This is a genomic window from Gramella sp. KN1008 (genome assembly GCF_004332155.1).
Classification (GTDB): Bacteria; Bacteroidota; Bacteroidia; order Flavobacteriales; family Flavobacteriaceae; genus Christiangramia.
Window position 1 is genome coordinate 494,716 of record NZ_SJDV01000001.1, and the last position, 24,719, is coordinate 519,434.

Below are 24,719 nucleotides of genomic sequence, written 5' to 3' on the forward strand. Positions count from 1 at the left end.
TTATGAACTCCATAGGAAAACCTGAACGTGAATCCCAAAACCGTATCATCCAGCTTTTTCAAAATGAGCTCAAATATCAGTATTTAGGTAACTGGCAGGAGGAAGAAAGAATCCTTCCAATAGAAGAAGGCCTTCTTCATAATTACCTGATTAGTAAGGGATATTCAGAAAATCTGGCTACTAAAGCAATTTCTAAATTACATATAGCAGCTTCAAATATTTCTCATGGATTATATGATGCGAACAAAGAAGTCTATAAACTGCTTCGCTATGGTGTCCCGGTTCGTGAAGAACTAGGGAAGCCTAAAGAAACAGTTTGGTTAATAGACTGGAAAAGACCGGGAGAAAATGACTTTGGGGTTGCCGAGGAAGTTGCCGTATTAGGTAAATATGATAAACGACCAGATGTGGTTATCTACGTGAATGGAATTGCTCTGGGCGTGATGGAGTTAAAAAGTAGCCGTAAAGGTCTGGAATTTGGCATAAGACAAAACCTGGATAATCAAAAGAATGAATTTATCCCGAAATTTTTTACGGCTATGCAGCTCGTATTAGCGGGCAATGACACCCAGGGACTTCGGTATGGCACCATTGAAACTTCAGAGAAGTATTATTTAAAATGGAAGGAAGAGTGCGAGAGAGAATTTGATTATTCTATTGACAGAGATCTTTTTCTGCTATTCCAAAAAGATCGTTTTCTGGAAATCATTCACGATTTTGTAGTCTTTGATAAAGGGGTTAAAAAGTTATGCCGTCCTAATCAGTTCTTTGGTATTAAAGCTGGACAGGAGAAAATCGCAAAAAGGGAAGGCGGAATTTTCTGGCATACTCAGGGAAGTGGTAAAAGTTTAACCATGGTCTGGTTAACCAAATGGATCAGGGAAAATATTGAGAACAGCCGTGTACTTATTATCACAGACCGTGAGGAACTGGACGACCAGATCGAAAAATTATTCTTCGGAGTTGATGAGAATATCTATCGCACCCAAAGTGGAAAGGATCTTATTTCAACCTTGAATAGCTATTCACCATGGCTGGTTTGTAGCCTGGTACATAAATTTGGAAGAAATTCTGAAGAAGGTGATTATGATTCCTACATCGAAGAAGTTAGAAAGAATCTCAGCAGTGATTTTAGTCCGAAGGGTGATATCTACGTTTTTGTAGATGAATGTCACAGAACACAGTCCGGGAAACTTCATGAGGCGATGAAAACCATCCTTCCGGACGCGTTGTTCTTTGGTTTTACGGGAACACCTCTATTGAAAAAGGATAAACAAAAAAGTATTGAAGTTTTTGGACCCTATATTGGAGATCCATATAAATTTGATGAGGCGGTAGAAGATGGTGTAGTATTGGACCTTTTGTATGAAGCCCGTGATGTAGAACAATTCATTACCGATCAACGAAGTATAGATGATTGGTTTGAGGCAGAAACCAAAGGCCTAACCGATGTAGCTAAAACTCAGCTAAAACAGCGTTGGGGAACCATGCAAAAAGTCCTAGGCTCAAAGTCCAGACTCCAGAAAATCGTATTTGACATCATTAAGGATTTCAAAGTTAAACCCCGCTTATCCAGTGGTGAAGGAAATGCCATACTGGTTTCAGGAAGTATTTACCAAGCCTGTAAATATTATGAATTGTTCCAACAGGCCGGATTTAAAGAGTGTGCGATCATAACTTCCTATGAACCACATCACAGCGACATTAAAGGCGAAGAGACCGGTGAAGGAATGACAGATAACCTTGAAAAATATGAGGTTTACACCAAAATGCTTAATGGAAAATCTACAGAAGATTTTGAAGATGAAGTAACCACTAAGTTCAAGAACGAACCGGCTAAAATGAAACTTCTTATTGTAGTTGATAAACTTTTGACAGGTTTTGATGCTCCATCGGCTACCTACCTTTATATCGATAAGAAAATGCAGGACCACGGATTATTCCAGGCTATCTGTAGGGTTAACAGAGTGGATACAGAGGATAAGGAATATGGATATATCATAGATTATAAAGATCTTTTTGAAAGCCTTCAGGATTCGATTTCAGATTATACTTCAGGTGCCTTTGATCAATATGATAAGGAGGATGTAAAAGGCTTATTAAAGGATAGATATGAGGAAGGCAAGGACAGGCTGGATACTGCTCTAGAGAAAGTACGAGCTATTTGTGAACCGGTCCATCCTAAGGACGAGCCTTCCTTTATTCGTTACTTCTGTGGTAATCCTGAAAATAAGAATGATCTAAAAGAAACAGAGCAGAAGCGATTAAGTCTTTACAAAGCTACTGTAAGTTTGATCAGAGCATATGCAAACCTGGCAAATGAAATGCATAAAGCAGGTTATTCAGATGATGACGCAAAGAAAATCAGAGAAGAAGTAAAGTATTATACCGATGTTCGGGACACCATCAAACTGGCTAGTGGTGAGCAGGTAGATTTTAAAAAATTTGAACCAGGAATGCGCCAGCTAATGGATATGTACCTGGATGCCCATAGCAGTAAAAAGCTGTCAGATTTCGAAAACAGATCACTGGTGGAACTGATTGTAAAGTTGAGTGACCCAGAAGGAAAATACCAAACTAAAAAAAAGGAGGCAGTTGCTGAAACTATAGAAAATAATGTTCGAAAGGTAATAATTGAAGAATCTCAAACCAATCCGAAATACTATAATAAAATGTCTTTACTGCTCGATGAACTTATTCAGCAGCGGAAGGATGAGACATTATCCTATAAGGATTATTTGGAACAAATAAAGAAGCTGGCAGATGAACTAACCGGATCTGCAAATAAAGAAAATTATCCAAGAACAATGACCTCTCCAGCAAAGAGGGCGCTTTACGATAATCTGGATGAAAACGAGACCCTGGCCTTGGCACTCGATAATGTAATTAAAACGAGTAAGCTGGATGCTTGGAGGGACGGAGGTATCAGAGAACGTAAACTGAAATTAGCGGTCAATGAGCTGATTAAGGATGAAGATAAGACTGAAGAATTGATGGAAATTATTAAAGCTCAAAAGGAATATTAATTGGAGACTATAGAAATTGGGAACATCAAAATAGATGTTGTGAGGAAGGATATAAAAAATATGCATTTGGCGGTTTACCCCCCAAATGGCAGAATTAGATTGTCCGCTCCAGACAGGACAGAGAAAGAGGTATTACGATTGTTTGCAATATCAAAACTGGGTTGGATCAAAAAGCAGGTTAAGAGTTTTGAAAAGCAGGCCAGAGAAACTCCCAGAGAATTTGTTTCGGGAGAAAGTCATTACTTTCAGGGTAAAAGATATTTACTTGAGGTTATAGAATCTAAAGGGAAGCAATTTGTTCAGCTTAAAGGAACCAAAAAGATTGAAATTCACTGCAAACCTGATGCTGCTAAATCCAAGAGGGCGGAATTGCTTAAGGAATGGTATCGGGATCAGTTGAAAGAGCTTATACCGAGGTTGGTGAGTAACTGGGAAAAGAAGATAGGTGTAAAATCATCAGAATGGCGAGTTAAGCAAATGAAGACCAAATGGGGAGCCTGTAATATTGAAGCAAAGCGGATCTGGCTAAACCTTGAACTAGCTAAAAAGCCTAAGATTTGCCTCGAATATATTATCGTCCATGAATTAGTTCATCTATTAGAGCGTAATCACAACGACATATTTGTGGCTTATATGGATGAATATATGCCCAAATGGAGATCTCACAGAGAAGAATTAAATAGTTTGCCAATTGCCCATATTGATTGGGGGTATTAAACTAAAGAAGAGATAAATTTTTTCAAGACTTATGTTAAATATTGAAGTTTCAATAATTTATCGATTAGTTTAGGTTAATTATGAGAATCCTCTTTTTAGTAAGGAAGTAAGCACGTTCATAAGTATAGAAAATGCTCAATTAAACATAACGCTTGGTCTTGCTAAATTTTTGATTTATCAAACTTATCTGAATCCTACCGCTTTCCTTGCCGGGTCTTTCATTTCCTGCTCTTCTTTAAAATTATAGATCTCGGCAAGGGTTAGGGGAGTGGCTGTTGTCTCTTCTAAGCCCTCTTTTTGCAGTAGGTGGTTCGCTTTTTCCACTTCTAAAGCTTTAAATTCGTAGCTGCTCTTTAAACGACCTTTACGCTTTAATGCCGGATCGATATTTCTAAAATCGGTATTAAAGGTGGCGATGATCTGAATTCCTAAAGACTCTCCTAAAATTCCATCGGTCATATTCAGGATCATAGCCAGGTTGGAATTTCGCTTATGATCCCGAGAAACAATGAGTTCTTCGGCATCCTCAATGACTAAAATAGAATTGGAATTTGAAATGAGGTAGCGGGTCATATATACATTGTCCAGATTCTGGGCCAGTTGCCCTGGGAGAAAGATCACTTTCTTTTTAAGGATGCTGCATAAGTAACGAATATAAGTACTCTTTCCTGTTCCAGGTATCCCATAAAGTAAATGAAGTCCGCTTGTGTTCTTCTCATTTAAGGTATTCAGCATTTTGTGGTGACAAGGAGTGAAGTCATTATTATATAACTGATCTAATTCAATTTTTGGTTTTTCGAAATCGATCTTCCTGTTCTGGAAATCACCCTGTTGCATGGTGATCAAATTGATTTGGGCCAACTCTGGATTGGATTTTTTATAATTGGTAATAAATTTTTCAATCTTGCGAGTGTGAGCTGATTCTTCATTAAAATAAATGTGTAAAGCCCGGGGAACTATCTCAACCAGAATTTCATTTTGTAAAATGAATATATGCCTCCCAACTTCCTTTGAATCAGATTTATTTATTGCGAAATGGTATTTAAGAATTTGCTTTTTAAAAACTAGCGGAAACTCAACTATTAATTTTTTTATTTCTAGATTTTCGTATTCAATTTCACTTGGTATTTGTTTAAAATAGCTGGTATAAATTTGCAAAGGACTTGAAAGAATATAACCTTCATCCAGGAGTGAGAGTTCAGGTTTTAAATTTTTCATATTTAAAATATTTAATGGATTGAAAACAGCTGAGTTTTTGGATATAGCATTCTTACCCTACATCAGAATAGCTTAATATCCCTCAGCGGTTTTGATATGGTTTCAAATCTAATCGGGTAAAGCGCCGAAAGATGTCGCTTAATATCGCGCGATAGATCTTTTTAATTGTTCTTTGATCTTTTGCTGAAGAATTTTGGGAGCCAGCACCTTCACCTGGTCTCCGTAAGATAGGATCTCCATTTTGAAATCATAAGTAGGTCTGATAAAATATCGGTACCTAATCTCTTTATCATTTTGTTCGATCAATTCCTGGCTCTTATGTAAGGGTAAAGAACCAACATAGCGGCCTTCCCTGGGAGAAAATGATAAGATCACTTCCACTGGTTCTTCTTCTGTGCCATTGATGATTCCGAAACTATTTTCAAATTCCGTTTCCACATCGAAGTCGATCGATTTAAAATGATCCTTAGTCAAATTCAAATTCTCGATCCGGTCCAGGGAAAAGTTCTTAATAATGTCATCTTTTTCATCCTTGGCGATAAGATACCACCTGTTACGTGCCTCTTTAAGTGAGATAGGATATACCCGTCTCTGACTGACGGAACCATCCCAGAACTTCTTGTATTCAAATTCCACTACCCATAAATTCTGAACGGCATAAAGTAAACCCGCCATATGTTTTGTCCCCAGGGCTTTTCTCTGTTCAAAGAAAAGGCTGTTCCCCATTCCCTTAGAAAGCCTAATAGCATTCAGCAGATCGTAATTTTCACGTAATCTCTGAGTGCTTTCATCTTCCACATCATCTTTTATATAGTAAAGATTCCTGCTTTTATCCGAGGCGATCTCAATTCCATAAATAGAAGCGATATCGAGAATATCCCTTTGAAAAGTCCGTTGGGAAGTCAATAATTTTTCTTCTACAGAATCCGGATCTATTGCGATCTCATCCTGAATCTCTTCAAAACCCATAGGCTTTTTCTGAAGCAGGGAAATGATCTTAAAATGACGTTTTATGGTTTGGCGTACAGACATAATTTTGGCTTAATAACAAAGTTTACTAAAGAATTCTTTTACTTCATCCTTGAATAATTCCAGGGGGATACGGTGTTCCAAATGTGGAAATAACTTGATTAAGACTTCAGCTTCTTTTGAATATCTCCCCAGGAATTTAAGGGTATCTGATGGATTAACTATTTTATCCTGTCTTCCCAGAATTATTGCTTTTTGAGCTAAACCCTTTGTATAGATATTCTGGAATTTTAGAGGCATATGGTTTACCAGAGGAGGGTTAAAGAGCAAAGCCGGGCGACCTATATTTTCTGAAATAATAAAGGCATTTAAACCTCCCATACTACTTCCTATAATAACATTAAAATGGGTATCCGGATATTGTTTTAAAATTTCAACAGGTTGGATATGCTCTGATTGATAATCGATATCCGGGGCATAAACCTCACCATATTTTTCCAGCACTTTTCTTTTTTCAGGACTAAGTTTGCTATTCAGTCCGTGGAGATATAAAATATTCATCCTGTTAATTTAAATGTTCAAGGCAAATAAAAAAAGAGAATGCGACAAAATATGTCGCTTAATAATTAATTAAGCCTTGATTAATTTAGATCAGGGATTAATTTGCTTAACTTATAAGGACTGCTTTCAAAAAAATAAAACAATGAAATATCTTTTAATCATGATCATGTTGTTTTCTGCCAGCTCATCCCTAATGCTCTTCGACTTCGATAAGAACTCAGATCTTAGCAACTGGAGGGTGGTAGACGATGTGGTGATGGGAGGCCGCTCCTCAGGGCATTTCAGTTTAAACGAGGAAGGACATGCAGTATTTGAAGGCGAGGTTTCCCTGGCAAATAACGGAGGCTTTTCCTCTGTAGATTATAACTTCAGGAAGATACAGACTTCCGATTATTCCAAAGTGGTGATAAGGCTTAAAGGAGATGGTAAGAAATACCAGTTCAGGTTAAAGGCCGATGTTTATGAGTATTACTCTTATGCAGCCGAATTTGATACCTCCGGAGAATGGGAAGAGGTCGAGATCGATTTTGAGGATATGTATCCCACCTACCGCGGCAGAAACCTGGACAAACCAAAATTTGATGGAAAATCCATGACCCAGATCACATTTCTTATCGGCAACAAAAAAGAACAGAATTTCAAACTGCTACTGGATAAGATAGAATTGAAATGATCTGTATTTTAACTCAACGCTGTAAAAACCCTGATAAATCGAGGTGACAGTTGTTAAAATGATCTCTTTACCATTCCTCCTTTATGAGGTTGAGAAGTGTTTTTAATCTCAAAATCCACAATACCAAGTATTAGTTCCTCTTCTGTAATCACTTCAACTTTCCATTGGCCTTCCCTGAGGTTATTTTTATAGGTATATCCACGGAAACCACGATCACGCCCACCGGCAACTTCAAAATCAATGTCATCAGTAACTTCCCATTTCCCGGTTTCAGGATTGTAGCGTTTCCACCTGTGAAAAATGGACTTTTTTAAATCTGTAGGTGCAAAAACAGAAGTGAACACATAAACTCTTTGACCTGCCTGACGATGAAAAGTGACGTGATGTTTACGCCAGAATATATACCATGGATTCCTCTCGTAAGTAACGATGTATTCGTTATTTATTTTTCGCACATCATGAGCCACCAACCCGGCATCCATAGCCAGCGGCACTGGTGGAATAAGATTGAAATAGTAAAAAACATTGATCGTTATATAGATAGAAAGGATAAGACTGATCAGTTTTTTCAGACTTATCTCAGCTCTTGTGCCTGGGCTTGATCTGAAAATAAACGTGATGAGTGCCAGCGTACACCCCAAACTTATAAGCCCCGAAATGATAAAAATAAAGGTATTCATTTCCTTGATCAGCGTGGGAATCATAAAGGCAAAAAAGGTAAAACTTATAAAAAAATAAATACTGAACTGAAGGTATTTATTGGATATTTTCCTTTTAAGAAACTCGTTTGCAAATAAGAGCAGAACCAGCAGTATGAAAAAAAACAAAGTTTTAGACATGGATACACTTCTGAAAAAGTAGATGACAAAAGCACTTGAAAGTGCGCCAAAGAAGAACTGTATGGCTAGCGGAAAATATTCGGAATAACGCCTTATAAAAGTACCCTCCCACTTGTCCTCATCCACTGTATTATACAAAAAAAGCGTTATAGATAATAAGGTCATATGGGAGCAAAGTACCACCGTATCATAAACACGATCTATTCGCCCTAAGGTCAGGGTATCAAATATAAAACCACCCATAAAAAAAAGAATGGGAGCGTACTTCTGATTGCGATAAACAAACCTTCCAAAAGCAGTATTTCTATATCTTACTAAAGTTCTTTTCATACTGTATTTAGTAGCGCCAAATTTAAGATAAAAACTTCATCCGGATATTTGCTTTGACTTTAATAGGAACAGCTGGACGCGACAGTTTCAGAAATGGAAAATATCGCCGATGGTGGCGCTGCACTCACGCCTATGGGACAATAATAATAGAAGAATAAACAGCAAAATCTATCGTTTTGATTAAGTCTTTAAAAAATCTGTTTTCTTAAATAATTCTTAAAATATTATATTTGGACTTCAAACCAATAATTTGATCATGAACGATCACAAGCTTACCCAAATGCTTATGCAGTTCAGGGCGAACAGCCTTTTTCCCGAACTGCAATCTGATAATGATAAAAGAATGTTGCGTGAATTGCAGCGGTATTATCTTGTGAGAGTGAATTCAAAAGGAGACTGGGTGGTTACCAGGAAAGGGGAGGAGGCCCTAAAGATCGGTGTTAAAAAATATATACAGGCCGAAAAATTTGAAGCCGAACTTGCCAGATCAGCTCCCAGCCTTAAAAAACAAAAGAATATTCTCCTTGGTATGATCGTAATCCTGATGAGTATCCTGATAGCCATAGTGTTAGGCAGTCCCGAACCCATCCTTAATGGCCTAGTTGAAATGATAGCCGGCTAAAAATCTGCACTTAGATAGGAACTTAAACCCCACTCAACTCAACGGAGTATGAAAGTCTAAAGCAGCCTGGGTAAGCTATGCTGTATAGCTGCGGATTTTACAGACAAATTCTCGCCCTACGCTCTGCAAAGTCTTTTTATAAAATATTTAATTAATACAGAAGATTTACTAAAATTTTGTAGAAGTGCGTATTAATTATAAAAAAATTGTAATTTACGGATCTCCAGTTTATTAAAAAACAAACGATTAAACATGAAAAGCTTTCTAAAATTTAAATTGCTGAACATCGCCTGGCCTATCCTGTTTCTGGGATTGGTATTTAGCTCGTGTTCGAGTCCTAAGTATCCGGACAGGGATAATAAGGATGAAGATTATTATGTGGTACCGCAGCCTGCCAGGCTTAATCCCGGTACGGGTGCCTTCCTTCTTTCGGATGATGTTGCCATACAGGCGGGTGATTTCCAGAAAGAAGCCGCTTTCTTAAGAGACTATGCCAAATCAGATTTTCAAAAGGACATTAAGGATTTCGAAGACGGAAAAGCGATCAGCTTCGCCCTGAATTCGTCTCTTGGAGAAGAGGCTTATGAGTTGAAAGTGACTCCGGAAGAAATAAACATCGAAGGTGGATCGGCCAAAGGCATCTTTTACGCGGTACAAAGCCTTCGCCAGCTTATGCTTGTGGAAGACGGAGACCTAATCGTCCCTGCTGTGGAGATATCAGATACTCCCCGCTTTGCATACCGTGGTACCCATCTGGATGTGGCGAGACATTTCTTTGAGGTGGATGAGGTAAAGAGTTACCTTGATATCCTTGCCCTGCATAAGATAAATACCTTTCACTGGCACCTAACCGAAGACCAGGGCTGGAGAATCGAGATCAAACAATATCCTAAGCTTACCGAGATTGGGGCTTATCGCAATGGAACCATCGTGGGACATAAACCCGGAACTTCCAATGATAATGAGCGTACCGGTGGATTCTATACTCAGGAACAGGTAAAAGATATCGTTGCCTATGCCGGGGAAAGGCATATTACGGTGATCCCTGAAATTGAACTGCCGGGGCACAGCAGTGCAGCCATAGCGGCCTATCCTTATTTAAGCTGTTTCCCGGAAGAGAAGACCGAGGTGCCAAACGATATGATGTCTGAGACCAGTAAAGAGCAGCAGGCTGAGGGACGCAACAAAATAGTCCAGGAAACCTGGGGAATCTTTGACGATGTGTACTGTGCAGGAAAGGATTCTACCTTTACTTTTCTTCAGAATGTGCTGGATGAGGTGATTCCTCTTTTCCCTTCAGAATATGTGCACATTGGAGGCGATGAATGTCCTAAAGCTAACTGGGAACGCTGCCCCGAATGTCAGCAGCGAATGGCGCAGGAAGGATTGAAGGATGAACATGAGCTGCAGAGCTACTTTATTCAGCGAATGGAAAAATACATCAACAGTAAAGGTAAAAAGATCATTGGCTGGGACGAGATCCTGGAAGGTGGTCTTGCACCAAACGCCACCGTGATGTCGTGGAGAGGTGAAGAAGGCGGTATCGAGGCAGCGAAGCAGGGGCACGATGTGATCATGACCCCTACAGATTATTGTTATTTTGATTATTACCAGGCTCAGGATAAGGAAGAGGAACCGCTTGCCATTGGCGGATATCTGCCGGTGGAAAAGGTCTATTCCTATGAGCCCCTGCCCGAAGAATTAACCTCAGAGCAGCATGAATATATCCTGGGTACACAGGCAAATCTGTGGACCGAGTATATCCCGGATATGGAAAAACTGGAATATATGCTCTTGCCACGTCTTGCCGCCCTAGCCGAGGTGGGCTGGACCAAGAATACCGAAAAGGACTGGGAAGGCTTTAAGAACCGACTTTCAGCCTTAAGGGCCACCTATGATGAACTCGGATTGAATTATGCCACTCATGTTTTTAATAAAGATGAGTAAACAGGTGATAAGTATTACCTGATAAAAAACTGCCGGGAATTCCCGGCAGTTTTTTTTGGCCTTTATTGGAGTGTGGGTTTTCAGGGGCTTCCAATTCATCAGGTCAAAAAAAAATCATCCCGAAATATGTTTTCGGGATGATCTGTTGCTTCCGGTTTTTTGGCCTATCAGGATTTTTCCGGAAGTATAAGGAAAGGAAATGAGAGATGCCTGTCTATATTCTCCACAACAGGTTCACGGAAAATACTTTCAGTAAAACCATGTTTATAGTAGATCATGCTCAGCATATCCATATCATTGTTCTTTACATATTCTGCCAGCGTCTTTGATATTTCTATATGGGTGAAAGAATAAACCAGATGCACCGGCACTTCTTCAAAGATCGATTTAAATTCGTTATAATTCTTCCATTGCTCTTTGGAAAGGCTTCCTTCTTCACCATCATATACCACGGTAATACTTGAGCCCAGGCTTTGGGCCAGTTCTTTAAGGAACCTGAAACTTCCTTTTTTGAACTCCCGGTTAAGATCACTGGCGAAAGCGATATGAAGAGGAGTTTTATAATCCAGTTCCCTGGGGATCACCAGTATAGGTTTGGAGATGGCTCTTTCTATAAGTTTTGTGGTATGGGTGCCGTAGATACTTTCAAAAGTACCCTTATGTTTTCTGGTGCCCATCACCACCAGGTCTATATTCTTTTCAAGGATAAGGTTCTCAATGCCTTTTATAAGCTTTTGGTCAGAACTGATGATCTCGAATCTCTCTTTGGGTAACTCAGAATCACGTATGATGCTGTGAAAGGTTTCCGTACAGCCCGCACGGGAGCTAACCCCCAGCCGGGGCGCCTTTTTAAACTCCTCTTCATTAACGATACTGTATACCGAAGTATGTATCTCGTCCCCGTAGAAATTACAGATATAGAATTGAGCATCATCCTCTTTGAAGAGTTGTGTGGCGTAATAAAGAGCGCAATAAGCCTCTTTTGAAAAATCGGTGGCGATAAGGATGTTTTTCATGATCAAATAGCTTAAAAGAATTAAAACCCTGCATTGACCTTCAGCTTCAGCGCAAAATTAAGGGGAGGACTGCTGTTAAAAAATGATGTTTATCATGATATTCCATATAAGTAAGTGGAAAGTGGAGGCTCTGGCTATTAAAATATTAGTTGCTTTAATCATCTGAAAGTTAGATATTTAAATTGTATAACCAACAATCTTTAAATATGAAATTAATCGTTTGTTCACTGCTGTTTTTTTTAAGTTTAAATGTATTCGCACAGAACCGATCCACTTTAGAGGTATACAGGCATCATGAAGAAGCACTTCTCAATAAGAATAAGGCGGAAATTATGAAGGATTATGATGAGAATTCGATCATAGTAACTCCAGACGGCAAGGTTAATAAAGGTTTGGAAGAGATCAGTAAGACTTTTGATTATGCCTTCGCAGAGTTCTTCCCGGAAAATATCGAAATGCATAAGTTACAGGAAGTGATCGAAGAGGGAATTGTTTTTCTCGTGTACAAAGTAAGCGATGGGACTACAGGGAAAGAGGTTACGCCTTTTGCCGTGGATACATTTGTGATTGAGGATGGAAAGATAAAATATCAGACCATAGCTTCCCAGATGCCTCCTGAAAATTGATAGTTATTAGGGCTAATCCGGGAAGATCTGAAAGTATTTCTGCATTCTGTTAGTCTTCCTGGTCTTCCTTCTTTTTATTTTGTTCGCTAACGGCATCGTCATGCTGTTCATCACCACTGGCTCCTTTTTTGCGATCTTCAAGGTTTTTTAAACCTGAACTTTCACCATACAATATTAATATATCATCCACCTTTATATTCGTTTTTCCATAAGGAGCTCCTATATACTCTCCGTTGGCCCTTTTTATTCCCAATACCAGCACTCCTTCCTTATCCAGCTGAAGCTCTTTCAATGATTTTTGATTCACCCAGTCTCCTTCTTCTACCTTCAATTCTGAAACTCTGTAATCCCCTTCCAGGTTTAATAAGCTGTAATAATCTTTTACGTCCAGGTAGGTGTATCTCTTAAGCAGTTTTTCTATTAACCTTGAAAGCCTGCGGTCTACAAAATCGCTGTAAGCAAGAAATATAAGAAGTCCTATCCCTGCCGCCAGGACCAGCATCTCAACCGATATGAAACCCGTCTCCTGCAATGAAAGGAAGCTAAAGATTACAGAGGAGATTGTTGTGATCACCCCCGCATTTCCGGTAAAGATGAGAAAGGTGAGAATCTTTCTGCGAACCGGGTCCTTTACCATGAGTTCAGATTCCCTGGTGGTAAAGCCTACTCCCAGATAGGCCGAACGGGCCTGGAATTTGGCTACTTCCTTGGAAAGCCCGGTATGTACGAAGGCGATAGTACCAATTCTGGTTATAAGCATGGAAATTGAAATGATGATGAGTAATGAGATTACCGCAGCCATGACCTTAATTTTTCCTGGTTCTCTCTTTAATTTAATCAATTTTTGGAAATCGATGGCTGGGACCATAGATAATAGAGATTCCATCTTAGGTTACATAATGATGATTTGTATAGTATTTGGGCCCTGGAAAAATACAGGGATTTTTCCCCTTATCAGCCTTATTTATTTTATAACGTACTGTTTATTAGTATATTAAAAAGACTAACCAAAAAATGTAAGTATGAAAACTGTATTGTTAGGGTTGTGTTTGTTAATGTCTTTTAGCCTGACTGGCCAGAAACTTTCAGAGGATTCTGAGAAACTGAAAAAAGATCAACCTGAAGTATATAAATCCATAGAAGATTATGCTTCTTCTAAATGGAAGAACGATTCTGCCAAAACCATTTATGAGATCAATGAGCAGACTGCGGCATTCAGCGAGTTGTGTAAACTGGTAATAGAAGATTTTTCCAGGAACAGATTATGCCTGGAAGTACTGAAACAAAGAACAGAAGATGGAAAAAATATAAGCTTTAACGCTCCTTCTGTTAACTGGAAATCGGTATTATTTGAGATGAGACAGAAGTTAAATGTGAAAACAGCTTTTTAAGAGGCTGTTTCTTTAGTTAATTTCATCACAATTAAAATCGGGGAATTTAATTTTTAGCTTATTTAGATGCGTTTTTCTAAACCATAAAAACCAATGAAAAAAGCACTTCTAATTGCCGGTTTTATACTATTTGCCGGTAGCCTTTCTTATGCTCAGTCATTTGAGTACAAGACCATCACCGTAGTGGAATCTATCGTTCCAAACGGGCTTGGCCGTTCCAGAATGATAAGTTCTGAAGAAAACCGGGATTATAAAGAATTCACTACAGAGAGAAGTGAAGACAGCGACCAGAGAAATAAGTCTGATCGAGGGGAGATCAGACTAAAGAATTTTGAGGAGACCAAACTGCTTAACTTTTTCAATATGGGAGGGATCCGCTTTCAGAACATCGCCGCCAACGATGCGGTAGTGACCTCTAAGCTCAATGCTCTGGCCGGGGAAGGCTGGGAACTCGCCTTTGTGAACAGCGGGGTGGAAAGTTACAGCGGAGAAGATGATGACGGGGGAATTTTTATTACCAGATATGTCTTTAAGCGATTAAAATAACGCTAAATATACTGCCTGAATAGCCGCAGGAACCACAGCCTATTCAGCCCGAAAATTTTTAACATAATAAATCAAAAACAAATTTTGGCAATAGGTTAAAATTTTGTTAATTGCCAGCCTGTTAGGTAGTTAAAATTATGTTAATGATGAATGTGGAAGATAAGATCTATCAGACTTGCATGGATGGGGTGCCGGTAGCCGAGGTAAGGAGAAGATCATCAGTGAAGTTCATAAATGAACTCAGAGAGAATCAACTTATACTTATAACAAGCAGGGGAACCATAAGGCTCACCACGAAGGGAAAAATAGCCATGAGGATGGGCCTTTCTAATTACCTGAGCCTGGACGATCTTGAGAAGGAGCTTCTTACCCGCGAAGTGGCCGAAATTAGATCGGAGAACAGGGGCTTAATGGTTGTGCTTGGAGGGCTGGTCTTATCCTGCCTGTTCTTAATGGGTTATTGGTTCCTACAGTTTTAGATTTTTATACCTATTCTAAAGATCCAGCCATTGCTTAAAATCTGAAGCTTTGTTGTTGCTTATTATATGATCATTTTCTGAAGCAGGCTCCAGTCTTAGCTGAAGTCTTCCTTTAAAATAAGGATGCACTTCTTTCACAGCCCTTATATTTACGATCAACTGACGGTTAGCCCTGAAAAATATTTTATCATCCAGCTGCCGGTCCAGTTCGTCCAGCGTATAATTCACTGCAAACCTGTTGCCTTTAAAATTTACAAGTAACACTATTCCATCTTCCGCCAGAAAATAGGCCACCTCTTTGCTCGGGATGGTTTTGATGCTTTGCCCGCTTTTTACCATAAAACGGGACTTTGTATTGTTCAGGTTGCCACCCATTTGGGCTTGCAGAAGGTTTTGCAGGTTCTGGAGTTCTTCGCTAAATGTATCCTGCCTTAGTTCTTCATATTTCTCTATTGCCTTCAGGATCTCTTCCTTTTTAAGAGGTTTCAGCAAATAATCCACACTGTTTACTTTAAAGGCTTCTATGGCGTATTCATTATAAGCAGTAGTAAAGATCACCGGGCATTTAATTTCTACTTGCTTGAAGATCTCAAAACTGCTGCCGTCTGATAGGTGAATGTCACAAAATATAAGCTCGGGCATTTCATTACTGCCAAACCAGTCTACCGCCTCCTCTATGGAAGGGAGTTTTGCCATTATCCTGGTCTCAGGCCGTAACTCTAAAATGATTTTCTGCAGGGCTTCTGCCGCAAAGATCTCATCTTCAATGATCACTATTCTCATAATCCTCAACTTTTAGGAGTGGAAGTTTTACTACGAATTCGCTTTCAGATTTTTCAATTTTCACCTCTTCATCGGTTAAATAATGGTACCGGTTAATGATGTTCTGCAGGCCTGTTTTGGTGGAGGTAATACTTTCCTTTCTCGGATTCAGGTCATTCCGCACCAGTAACTTATCATCTTTAACCAGAATTTCAACTCTTAAAGGTCTGGAAGGGGTGGAACCATTGTGTTTTACCGCATTTTCAATAAGCATCTGTACACAACCCGGCGGGATTTGAAGCTTCAGTTTATCTTCTGGTACATTAAAACTGAAGTTTACCGCCTTTCCAAAACGGGTTTCCAGCAGATAGGTGTAAGCCCCGCACACTTCCATTTCCTTTTTAAGACTTATAAGCATCTCTGCTCCATGGTCCAGGTAAGACCGGTAGAGGTCTGAAAGTTTTCTTATAAAATCAACCGCTTTATCCTGGTCACTGTAAACCAGTGATCCCAGAACGTTCAGACTATTAAAGAGGAAGTGAGGATTTACCTGTTGTTTGAGGCTTTCCAGCTGGGCCTGAAAATTTTCTTTCTGTAAACGGGCCGAATTCAGTTTTTCAGCCTCCAGCTTTCTTCTGCTTCTTTCCCTTTCCACAAAAAAATAGAAGAACAGCGCCACAATTATCTGTACAAGAAAAGAAGTTCTTAAACGTACGGGATTAAACTCATCCCACGAAAAAAGGAAGCTGAGTGGTAAAATATTGATAAGGAAATGTAAGATTATCGCGCTCACGATCACAATTATCATCTCTATCGCTATTTTTAGAAAATGATTTAGATGGGACAGGCGAGGGGAATTGATTAGTTTGGAGAACTGCCGGTGCAGCCAGAAAAGGATCAGGAGAAAAATAAACTCTAATCCAAGCTCCATCCATTCTAACCAGCTTGGAAATATAAGCCTGCCTAAATTATTGTAAACTACCGAAAAATATACGATAAAAGTAGTGATAGCCGCTATCCCAACTTTTTCCAGTATCGTGCGGAAATTGGATCTTAACTTTTTTCCTTCCGGAGAATCCTTATCTGAAAGCTTTTCTTTTATAGTGTGGATTTTTCTTACCGGGTAAAAGTAAAAAATAAAATGTTTTTTATCTACTCCTGGTCTCTTCATGTGTTGCAACTTAATAGAAGGCAATTTTGTGATTTTTCATGGAATCCCTTTCCAATTCATTTAGCCTATATCCCGTTTGAACCAGCTCAGATCCCACTTCATCTTTTTTGCCTTTCCGCAGGCCTCCGTGTGGCCCATATTTGCCCTGTTAGCAACCAAAAAATTATTAACCTTAAAATCTTAAAATGATGAAAATGTATCAGAAAATATTAATGATATGCCTTGTGTTTATGAGCTTTTCGGCTTATTCGCAGGGCACTCTTAGCGGAAGCCTTATAGATCAGGAAGAGGTGACGATTCCTTTTGCTACCGTAGCCGTTATGAAAGCACCAGATTCCACTATAGTTACCGGTTCTACTACCGATATAGATGGAAATTTTGAATTTAAAGCCCCCAAACCCGGCGATTACTTCCTTAGATTTAGCGCAATTGGTTATTCCTCAACTTTTAGTAGTAGGTTTCAGGTCGAGGATGCCGGTTATAGCCGGGATTTTGGGGCTATTCTTATGAAAGAAGAGTCCACCATGCTCAATGAAGTGATGATTGAAACCTGGAGGCCCAAGATAACGATGGAAGGCGGGAACCTGAATGTAAGAGTGGAAGGTACTGCCCTTGCTGCGGGAAGCACTGCGTTTGAAGTCTTATCAAGGGCTCCCGGGGTGGTGGTAGACCAGGATGGGAATTTTCAGCTTAACGGGAAAAGTGGGGTGACGGTTCTTATAGACGGAAGAGAAACCTATCTATCTCAGCAGGAACTTAAAGCTCTCCTGGAAGGTATGTCTGCAGAGAATATTGAAAGCATAGAAGTGATCACCAATCCGTCAGCTAAATACGATGCTGAAGGCAGCTCAGGGATATTGAACATCAAATTGAAGAAGAATACATTAAGCGGACTTAACGGAAGCATTTACGGAGGTTATAAGTATAATGAGATCCACGGTTACAATGTAGGCGCGAACCTCAATTATAAAAAAGGTAAATGGAATTCTTTTCTGAATCTGGATCTGAGAAGATCTGGAAGGATAAGGGACCAGTATTTTGAAAGAGGATTCGAAGCCGAAGGCGAGCAAACAGCCTTCCTGGCACAGGATGCACTGGACAATAAAACATTTCTTACTCCTAACATCAGATTGGGAACAGATTATAGTATCAATGAAAATCATACGGTGGGAGTGATGGCCGATCTTACTTACAGAGAGATGGAGAACAACTGGAATTCTGATGGAGTCCTTAATGATCTTATCACGAACAAAACCACCGATATCATCGCTCTTAATAATATCCAGGAAGATTTCACCAACCAGAGGTTCAATGTACATTACGATGCCAAACTGGATACTACGGGAACCAGTCTTTCTGCCAATTTCGATTATGTGAGCCTGAATAAAGATTCGCAATCCAGTTTCAATAATACCTATATATTCAATCAATCAAATACCGAACAGAGTGAACAATTATTCAGTAACAGTATTTCAGATTACGAGATCTTTTCAGCCAGGATCGATTTCAGTACATCGCTATCTGAAAGATCTGGACTGGAACTGGGGCTGAAGGCCAGTGATGTGGTTTCCAAAAGTAACCTGGATTTCCTTATAGAGGAAGATGGTGCCCTGAATCCCGATCCTACAAGGAGTAATGAGTTCAGGTACGAAGAGAATATCTATGCGGCTTATGCAAGCTTTAATACTAAACTAAGCGATAAATTCAGCCTTAATGCCGGCCTTAGGCTGGAGCAGACCAAAGCTAAGGGAATTTCGGCCACTATGGATCAGACAGATGAAAGGGATTATCTGGAACTATTTCCAAGCATAAGCCTTGAACAAACGATTAGCAGGAACTATAAACTGAACTATTCATATAACCGAAGGATCCTGCGTCCCGATTATGACAGGCTTAATCCGTTTATCTTCTACATAGATCCTTATACTTATATTGAAGGTAATCCCGATCTTAAGCCACAGTTCACAAATTCATTTAAGCTTACCCAGACCTTCTTTGGAAAATATAACCTTATCCTGGGTTATGATGTGGTGAACGATTTTATTGGTGAGATCCCTATCCAGGATCCCGAAACCAGTGAGACAGCATTCGCAATAAGGAATATAGAGAATTATACCAGTTTTAGTGCTCTCCTTGTGGCTCCCTTCCAGATCCTTCCGGAATGGAACACCACCAACACGGTTCTGCTTGCAGATAACAGGTACGATATTAATATTAACGGCGTGGAGGCTGAAAATGACCAGTTGTACTTTATGGCCCAGTCTACCCACAGAATCAGCCTGCCGGCAGATCTAAGCCTGGAACTTAATGCGCAGTACCAGGGGCCTGTGGCGTATGGGCTTTACCGTATAGATGACCGGTTTGGGATGGACCTGGGTGTAAAGAAGAGTTTTATGAACGAAAGACTTGATGTGACCTTAAACGCTACAGATATCTTTAAATCCATGGATGTTACCGGTGACTCTTATTTTAATGGGAATACCACGTATATCGCCAATTATATGGGGAACCGTAGTATAAACCTTAACATTAGGTATAACCTTATAGGTGAGAAGAATCAGCCGAAGGCACGAACATCAGATCTTGAAGAACTTAACAGAGCCGGCGGACAGTAATTTTTAAATTTGAATAAGCGATGCCAAATCCCGGTGAATGCCGGGATTTTTTTTAAAAATGCATAAGTGAGCCCCGCCAGTCTCCAGTCATAAGTGTAGGTTTCAAACAGCCACACAAAAAATCCCGTCCAGGCAGTCTGGAAGAATTGAACCGGGCGGGTGGCTAACAGATCAATTCTTCCTGATACATTTATCATCTGAAAATCCCGGTCTTTAAGCCGGGATTTTTTTTAACAATTGTTTATACAGGTTAACCCTAGTTTTTTGTCGCATAACATAGTTATATATTTGGACTTTGATAATTTACAGATTTAGTAAATGTTTGGGCCAAATGGTAAAAAGTTATTCCAAAATATTTCAGTTTATCTGGCTGCTTTGTAGTATTCTTCTTGCAGTATATCTTGTGCTTAAGTATAGTTCATAAACCTCTTAAAGTGGTTTTCAGTCAGATCTTATCCTTGTTTTTTCAGCCGGGGCAGATTTTAACATCTCATAATTAAAAACAGTAATAATATCATGAAATGTATTATTCGGATCTGCGTGGATGGGCTTACATTGCGGCATGAAATTTTATTATTCTGGTAAGAACCCTAATTCCCAAGGTGTTATTCTGGTTCATGCAGATAATTGCAAATCTCTGCCGGAAGTTTTAGAAAGGATTTATATTGGCATATTCGCCAATGGAAATCTTGCCATGGCCTCGGCTAAGGAAAGATTTCAAATCTCCAGAATAAAACTTTGCAAATGCTGTACTCAATAAGCGCCTTTCGATAAATTACCTGAATCTTCTTTGAGAGGTTTTCAGTTCCCGATCCATTCATTTTATTCATTATTTCCTCCTAACTTTGCTTAACTTTCCTGTAAGTATGGATGAAATAGAAAAAGTTCTCAGGCAGCACAGGGTACGACCAACCGCGATTCGTCTCCTTATGTATAAATTTCTGCAGGAAAGAAAGGTCGCTGTCACTCTTAATGATATAGAGTCGGGTTTCGATAAATCTGACAGAACCACTTTATACCGTACTATAAAGACCTTTGAAAAGAACGGCCTGGTGCACCAGATAGATGACGGGACCGGTGTCGCTAAATACGCGCTGGACGAACCCCAAACAGCCCGGGCGGGAAATACACAGAATCTCCATCTGCATTTTCATTGTACCAGCTGTAATGAGACGGTATGTCTTACCGATCATACGATCCCTCATATTAGTCTTCCCGAAGGTTTCGTGACTCAGGATGTGAACCTGGTGCTTAAGGGTACCTGCGATAAATGCAGCCGCAAATAATGCACTTAAGTTGCATTTTTTTCCACTTAACTTTGTCTTAATTAGTAAATGAAATTAAGATGCCTTATAGAATGCCCCGAACCCTGAAGGTTCATTATCGTGAAGAACTTGCTAATTATTACCGTAATCTGGAAAATAATGATCACCGGAGTGCATGGCGCGCCCTTGAACGTAGCCATGTGCTGGGTCAGGCTTTTACGGTAGAGCATACCTATTCTCACTGGTTAATGCTTAACTTTGGTTTCAGAATTAAGAGTCTGCGGGAGGTGCTGGGACAGATACCGCGCCTGCTGGTTGGAGGAGTGAAGTCTTTTGTGGGCACCATCCCTGTTGGAAATACCGGAGGAGCAAATGTACCCCCCTTGCGATCTATGCCCATAGAGGCAGACCTGAAAGCTATACTTGATAACCATAAAAATAAAACCTATGGCCGCTCATAACCACGGATGCTGTAAACCTCATAACGATGGGGTCTTTGGTGAAAAGACCGAACTGATCTTCGCCATTCTTAGCGGTTTGTTTCTCCTAATTGGATTTTTAATGGATAGTTTTGGAGAGCTGCCGGCTCTCTACATACTCATTCCTTATCTTATCTCATATTTTTTTGGTGGCTATTATACCCTGCTGGAAGCTGTAAAAGAGACCTTCCAGGGTCGGTTTCAGATAGATTTTCTGATGCTGGTCGCGGCAATAGGAGCAGCCTTTCTGGATAAATGGGCTGAAGGTGCTTTGCTTTTATTCCTTTTTAGCCTGGGCCATGCGCTTGAGCATATGGCTATGGATAAGGCGAGAAAATCTATCGAATCACTTACCAAACTCTCACCCAAGATAGCCTTAAGGAAAGAAGGAGAAGACTATGTGGAAGTAAATATTGAAGAATTGAAGCTGGGAGATGTTATAAGGATCAAACCCAATAGTACTGTAAGTGCGGACGGGGTTATACTTCATGGTAAGTCAAGCATCAACCAGGCGCCCATAACGGGAGAAAGTATACCTGTAGATAAGGAACCGGTAAATGACCCTGACAGACACTATGATTCCGATAAGGAAATTCCTGAGAAAAACAGGGTATATGCTGGAACAATCAATGGAGATACCGGTATTGAGGTTAAAGTGATTAAAGAATCACGGGACTCTACCTTAAGCAGGCTTATTACTATGGTACAGGAAGCCCAGGAAAAAAAGTCTCCTACCCAGTTACTGGCAGATAAGTTTGAAAAATATTATGTCCCGGCCGTTCTCATCCTGGTTCTACTGCTCAATTTTGCCTTTTTGGTGGTAGATGAGACCTGGGCACAAAGTTTTTACAGGTCTATGGCCGCACTAGTGGCCGCGAGCCCTTGTGCTCTTGCGATCTCCACGCCCTCTGCCGTTCTAAGCGGAATTGCACGGGCGGCAAGGGGAGGAGTGCTTGTAAAAGGAGGTAAACCCCTGGAAGACCTGGGGACACTTCGGGCCCTGGCCTTTGATAAGACAGGAACTTTAACGCAGGGAAAGCCGCAGTTGACCGATCTTATGTTACTTAACGGACTTTCTAATGATGAATTCCTGAGGAAGGTTATCGCACTGGAAAGTTCAAGTAATCATCCGCTTGCTAAGGCGGTGGTGCGCGATGGAAAGAAAAGGATGGAAGCGCAAAACGGTTTTCCGGAAGTGAAGCATTCAGAAGCCATACAGGGAAAAGGAATTAAAGGCGAAGTTGAAGGGGAGCCTGTAAGAATAGGGAATCTTGAATTGTATAATGAATCCGGAGGAGTGCCATTAGAAGTGAAGCAAAAGGTGGAAGACCTGGAGAAGCAGGGAAAAACAGTAATGCTGGTAAAGAATAAAGATCAGTTCAGCGGAATTCTTGGCCTTATGGATACTCCGCGTAAGGCCGCGAAGCCTACCCTGGAAAAGCTTAAAAAGATTGGGATCAAAAAAATGATCATGCTTACGGGAGATAATCAGAAGGTAGCCGATTCGGTCGCGGCTCAGATAGGGATCACCCAGGCCTATGGGAGCCTGTTGCCAGAAGAAAAGGTAGAACGAATAAAACAGCTTGAAAAGGAAGAATCCAAGATCGCGATGATAGGAGACGGGGTGAATGATGCCCCGGCCATGGCCAACAGTACCGTTGGGATAGCTATGGGTGCCGCGGGTAGTGATGTAGCCCTTGAAACCGCTGATATCGCTTTGATGGCCGATAAGCTGGAGATCCTGCCTTTTGCTATCGCCTTAAGTAGGAAGGCTCAGCAGATCGTGAGACAGAATCTCTGGATCAGCCTTGGAGTAGTGGCGCTGCTTCTTCCGGCAACGATTTTTGGCTGGGCTAATATCGGGATCGCCGTAGTGTTCCATGAAGGCTCTACCGTGGTGGTTGTATTAAATGCCCTGAGACTGCTTGCCTTTAAAGACAGGTACAGTAATACTTAAAATTTATCAGCTTTATTTGGGGAAATAGGATTAAATCCAATATTTTTGATTAAATTTTGGAAATATTCCTAATAACCGAACAATTATGGGCACACCGGGATCTATTGAAATCAAGCACTTTAAGGAAGTAAGAGAAGAAAATAATTATACGCAGGCAGAGTTTGCTTCCCTGCTTGGAATTAAAAATTCCACGGCAGATATTGAAAGAGGACGCACCAAATTATCGGGTAAGGTGGTCGCTGAACTCCTTAGCCAGTTTGGTATCAACCCACTCTGGCTATTTGGGCAGAGCGGTCAGAAATATTTGAAAATATCCAAGGGTGATGTAAGCCCCAAGGTAGTTACGGTTGATAATGCCGATAATGAGAATATCGTGCTTGTAAATCAGAAAGCAGCGGCGGGATATCCCCACAATGTACAGGATGTGGAGTGGTATAACCAGCTGCCGGCCTTTGATATTCCCCTGCCAGAATTCAGAAACGCCACTTACCGGGGTTTTCAGATAGAAGGAGATAGTATGTTGCCAGACTACAGGCCAGGAGAGTGGGTAATGGGAAAAGCCGTTCCCAGTATCGAGGAAGCCAGTAATAACCGGGTGTATGTTGTGGTAATGTACGATTCTGTCCTGGTCAAGAAATTGCAGAAGTTGCCAGATCCTTCCAAGGTGCTTCTTATTTCTTTAAATGAGGAATATCTTCCGCTGGAAATAAATGTCCATGATATTCAGGAAATATGGCAGGTGAACTCAAAACTCACCTTTAATCTGGACAATCCGTCCAATAGCGGGCTTTTCCAGGAGCTTCAACATTCTATGGAGGAGTTAAAAAAAGAACTGAAATCCTTTAAAAAATAATGAACCCTTTTTCCTGCGAAAAAGGGTTCATGTGATCGTTAGTATCAGGAATATTTACTCTGCCTAATCTGAATTTGTAAGGCTAGTAGTCGTCAGAGGTTTCTTCCTCGATCTCACCTTCAACTTCTTCGGCAGCTCCTTCTACGGCCTCTCCGGTTTCTTTAGCGGCATTTTTTACCGCGTCACCGGCATCGTTAGCCGCCTGTTCAATATCTTCACCAATGCCATTATCATCATCATTCATGTCATCCATATCGTCCATATGGTCTTCACCTTCTTCGTGCATTTCTTCCATATCATCTGCTTTGTCTTCGGCAGTCTCCCTGCACGAATAGATAACACTTACAGAAAGCATTAAGGCGAACATTAAAAATAACTTTTTCATAATTTAAAATTTAAATTAGTAGTTTTTGCTCTATGTTTTAGTTGTCGTCTCCTATCTCTTCGATCTTTTCGTCGATCTCTTTATTTACTTCCTTATCCACTTTTTTAGCAGTCCTTTCCAGGATTCCTTCGCGTTCTTCTTCTGGAGTGTCAACTTCCTTCTCAACTTCCACTTCCTTCACAATGGTTTCCTTTTCTCTGGTTTCCCTGCAGGAAGTAAATACAGAAGCTACGGTAAGTAGCATAGCTGCTAGGATTGATAAACGTTTCATT

The 24,719-nt window shown here is 40.3% G+C and carries 24 protein-coding genes; 14 read left to right on the top strand and 10 right to left on the bottom strand.

Annotation, left to right across the window (positions count from 1 at the left end):
* The first annotated feature begins 2 nt into the window (after window positions 1-2).
* Entirely contained in the window at window positions 3-3,026 is a 3,024-nt protein-coding gene (locus EZJ28_RS02290) for a type I restriction endonuclease subunit R (protein WP_131394430.1), read from the top strand.
* On the top strand, window positions 3,027-3,743 hold the full coding sequence (locus tag EZJ28_RS02295) for a M48 family metallopeptidase (RefSeq protein ID WP_242670052.1): 717 nt from the start codon (window positions 3,027-3,029) through the stop codon (window positions 3,741-3,743).
* A 183-nt stretch (window positions 3,744-3,926) separates the two neighbouring features.
* Here EZJ28_RS02295 and EZJ28_RS02300 read toward each other — a convergent pair whose 3' ends face one another.
* The 3 genes from EZJ28_RS02300 to EZJ28_RS02310 all read right to left on the bottom strand — a co-directional run bounded on the left by EZJ28_RS02300 (window position 3,927) and on the right by EZJ28_RS02310 (window position 6,491).
* Entirely contained in the window at window positions 3,927-4,961 is a 1,035-nt protein-coding gene (locus EZJ28_RS02300) for an AAA family ATPase (RefSeq protein ID WP_131394432.1), read from the bottom strand.
* Between the two features lie 138 nt (window positions 4,962-5,099).
* Window positions 5,100-5,993, bottom strand: coding sequence for a YafY family protein (locus EZJ28_RS02305; RefSeq protein ID WP_131394434.1), 894 nt, complete (start codon window positions 5,991-5,993; stop codon window positions 5,100-5,102).
* 9 nt (window positions 5,994-6,002) lie between these two features.
* Window positions 6,003-6,491: a YqiA/YcfP family alpha/beta fold hydrolase gene (locus tag EZJ28_RS02310; RefSeq protein ID WP_131394436.1), complete on the bottom strand. Its 489-nt coding sequence runs from the start codon at window positions 6,489-6,491 to the stop codon at window positions 6,003-6,005.
* Between the two features lie 142 nt (window positions 6,492-6,633).
* Here EZJ28_RS02310 and EZJ28_RS02315 point away from each other — a divergent pair, with 142 nt between their 5' ends.
* On the top strand, window positions 6,634-7,164 hold the full coding sequence (locus tag EZJ28_RS02315) for a CIA30 family protein (protein ID WP_131394438.1): 531 nt from the start codon (window positions 6,634-6,636) through the stop codon (window positions 7,162-7,164).
* A gap of 53 nt (window positions 7,165-7,217) precedes the next feature.
* Here the strand turns inward: EZJ28_RS02315 and EZJ28_RS02320 are convergent, their stop codons facing one another.
* Window positions 7,218-8,333 (bottom strand): DUF2914 domain-containing protein, encoded by a 1,116-nt coding sequence (locus EZJ28_RS02320; protein ID WP_131394440.1) that lies wholly within the window; start codon window positions 8,331-8,333, stop codon window positions 7,218-7,220.
* A 256-nt stretch (window positions 8,334-8,589) separates the two neighbouring features.
* On the opposite strand from EZJ28_RS02320, the gene EZJ28_RS02325 reads away from it, so the two are divergent.
* Both EZJ28_RS02325 and EZJ28_RS02330 read left to right on the top strand, forming a co-directional pair.
* A complete protein-coding gene (locus EZJ28_RS02325) occupies window positions 8,590-8,955 on the top strand; it encodes a hypothetical protein (RefSeq protein ID WP_131394442.1) in 366 nt (121 codons plus the stop codon).
* A 252-nt stretch (window positions 8,956-9,207) separates the two neighbouring features.
* The gene (locus tag EZJ28_RS02330) at window positions 9,208-10,902 is read left to right on the top strand and encodes a beta-N-acetylhexosaminidase (RefSeq protein ID WP_131394444.1); all 1,695 of its coding nucleotides are present in this window, start codon (window positions 9,208-9,210) and stop codon (window positions 10,900-10,902) included.
* 167 nt (window positions 10,903-11,069) lie between these two features.
* Here EZJ28_RS02330 and EZJ28_RS02335 read toward each other — a convergent pair whose 3' ends face one another.
* Window positions 11,070-11,918, bottom strand: a complete 849-nt coding sequence (locus EZJ28_RS02335; RefSeq protein WP_131394446.1) for a universal stress protein — start codon at window positions 11,916-11,918, stop codon at window positions 11,070-11,072.
* Between the two features lie 206 nt (window positions 11,919-12,124).
* On the opposite strand from EZJ28_RS02335, the gene EZJ28_RS02340 reads away from it, so the two are divergent.
* A complete protein-coding gene (locus EZJ28_RS02340) occupies window positions 12,125-12,544 on the top strand; it encodes a nuclear transport factor 2 family protein (RefSeq protein WP_131394448.1) in 420 nt (139 codons plus the stop codon).
* 49 nt (window positions 12,545-12,593) lie between these two features.
* Here EZJ28_RS02340 and EZJ28_RS02345 read toward each other — a convergent pair whose 3' ends face one another.
* On the bottom strand, window positions 12,594-13,346 hold the full coding sequence (locus EZJ28_RS02345) for a TrkA C-terminal domain-containing protein (protein WP_131394449.1): 753 nt from the start codon (window positions 13,344-13,346) through the stop codon (window positions 12,594-12,596).
* A gap of 220 nt (window positions 13,347-13,566) precedes the next feature.
* Between EZJ28_RS02345 and EZJ28_RS02350 the strand changes: the two genes are divergently transcribed.
* From EZJ28_RS02350 to EZJ28_RS02360, 3 genes are all read left to right on the top strand, one after another.
* Window positions 13,567-13,935: a hypothetical protein gene (locus EZJ28_RS02350; protein ID WP_131394451.1), complete on the top strand. Its 369-nt coding sequence runs from the start codon at window positions 13,567-13,569 to the stop codon at window positions 13,933-13,935.
* Window positions 13,936-14,028: 93 nt separating this feature from the next.
* Window positions 14,029-14,481, top strand: coding sequence for a hypothetical protein (locus tag EZJ28_RS02355; protein WP_131394453.1), 453 nt, complete (start codon window positions 14,029-14,031; stop codon window positions 14,479-14,481).
* A 143-nt stretch (window positions 14,482-14,624) separates the two neighbouring features.
* Window positions 14,625-14,960 carry a hypothetical protein gene (locus EZJ28_RS02360; RefSeq protein WP_131394456.1) on the top strand — a complete coding sequence of 112 codons (336 nt, stop codon included), beginning with the start codon at window positions 14,625-14,627 and terminating at the stop codon, window positions 14,958-14,960.
* 15 nt (window positions 14,961-14,975) lie between these two features.
* Here EZJ28_RS02360 and EZJ28_RS02365 read toward each other — a convergent pair whose 3' ends face one another.
* On the bottom strand, window positions 14,976-15,743 hold the full coding sequence (locus EZJ28_RS02365; RefSeq protein ID WP_131394458.1) for a LytTR family DNA-binding domain-containing protein: 768 nt from the start codon (window positions 15,741-15,743) through the stop codon (window positions 14,976-14,978).
* The gene (locus tag EZJ28_RS02370) at window positions 15,724-16,893 is read right to left on the bottom strand and encodes a sensor histidine kinase (RefSeq protein ID WP_131394461.1); all 1,170 of its coding nucleotides are present in this window, start codon (window positions 16,891-16,893) and stop codon (window positions 15,724-15,726) included. Before EZJ28_RS02370 ends, EZJ28_RS02365 begins: the two co-directional genes overlap by 20 nt.
* Before the next feature lie 194 nt (window positions 16,894-17,087).
* On the opposite strand from EZJ28_RS02370, the gene EZJ28_RS02375 reads away from it, so the two are divergent.
* From EZJ28_RS02375 to EZJ28_RS02395, 5 genes are all read left to right on the top strand, one after another.
* Entirely contained in the window at window positions 17,088-19,508 is a 2,421-nt protein-coding gene (locus tag EZJ28_RS02375) for a TonB-dependent receptor domain-containing protein (RefSeq protein WP_165499019.1), read from the top strand.
* An 866-nt stretch (window positions 19,509-20,374) separates the two neighbouring features.
* Window positions 20,375-20,794, top strand: coding sequence for a Fur family transcriptional regulator (locus EZJ28_RS02380; RefSeq protein ID WP_131394467.1), 420 nt, complete (start codon window positions 20,375-20,377; stop codon window positions 20,792-20,794).
* A 59-nt stretch (window positions 20,795-20,853) separates the two neighbouring features.
* On the top strand, window positions 20,854-21,234 hold the full coding sequence (locus tag EZJ28_RS02385) for a DUF3703 domain-containing protein (protein WP_131394469.1): 381 nt from the start codon (window positions 20,854-20,856) through the stop codon (window positions 21,232-21,234).
* On the top strand, window positions 21,221-23,209 hold the full coding sequence (locus EZJ28_RS02390) for a heavy metal translocating P-type ATPase (RefSeq protein WP_131394471.1): 1,989 nt from the start codon (window positions 21,221-21,223) through the stop codon (window positions 23,207-23,209). Before EZJ28_RS02385 ends, EZJ28_RS02390 begins: the two co-directional genes overlap by 14 nt.
* An 85-nt stretch (window positions 23,210-23,294) precedes the next feature.
* A complete protein-coding gene (locus EZJ28_RS02395) occupies window positions 23,295-24,062 on the top strand; it encodes a LexA family transcriptional regulator (RefSeq protein ID WP_131394474.1) in 768 nt (255 codons plus the stop codon).
* A gap of 82 nt (window positions 24,063-24,144) precedes the next feature.
* Here the strand turns inward: EZJ28_RS02395 and EZJ28_RS02400 are convergent, their stop codons facing one another.
* Complete coding sequence (locus tag EZJ28_RS02400) at window positions 24,145-24,447, bottom strand: hypothetical protein (RefSeq protein WP_131394477.1); 303 nt, start codon at window positions 24,445-24,447, stop codon at window positions 24,145-24,147.
* A 37-nt stretch (window positions 24,448-24,484) separates the two neighbouring features.
* Window positions 24,485-24,718 (bottom strand): hypothetical protein, encoded by a 234-nt coding sequence (locus EZJ28_RS02405; RefSeq protein ID WP_131394479.1) that lies wholly within the window; start codon window positions 24,716-24,718, stop codon window positions 24,485-24,487.
* Window position 24,719: the final 1 nt, after the last annotated feature.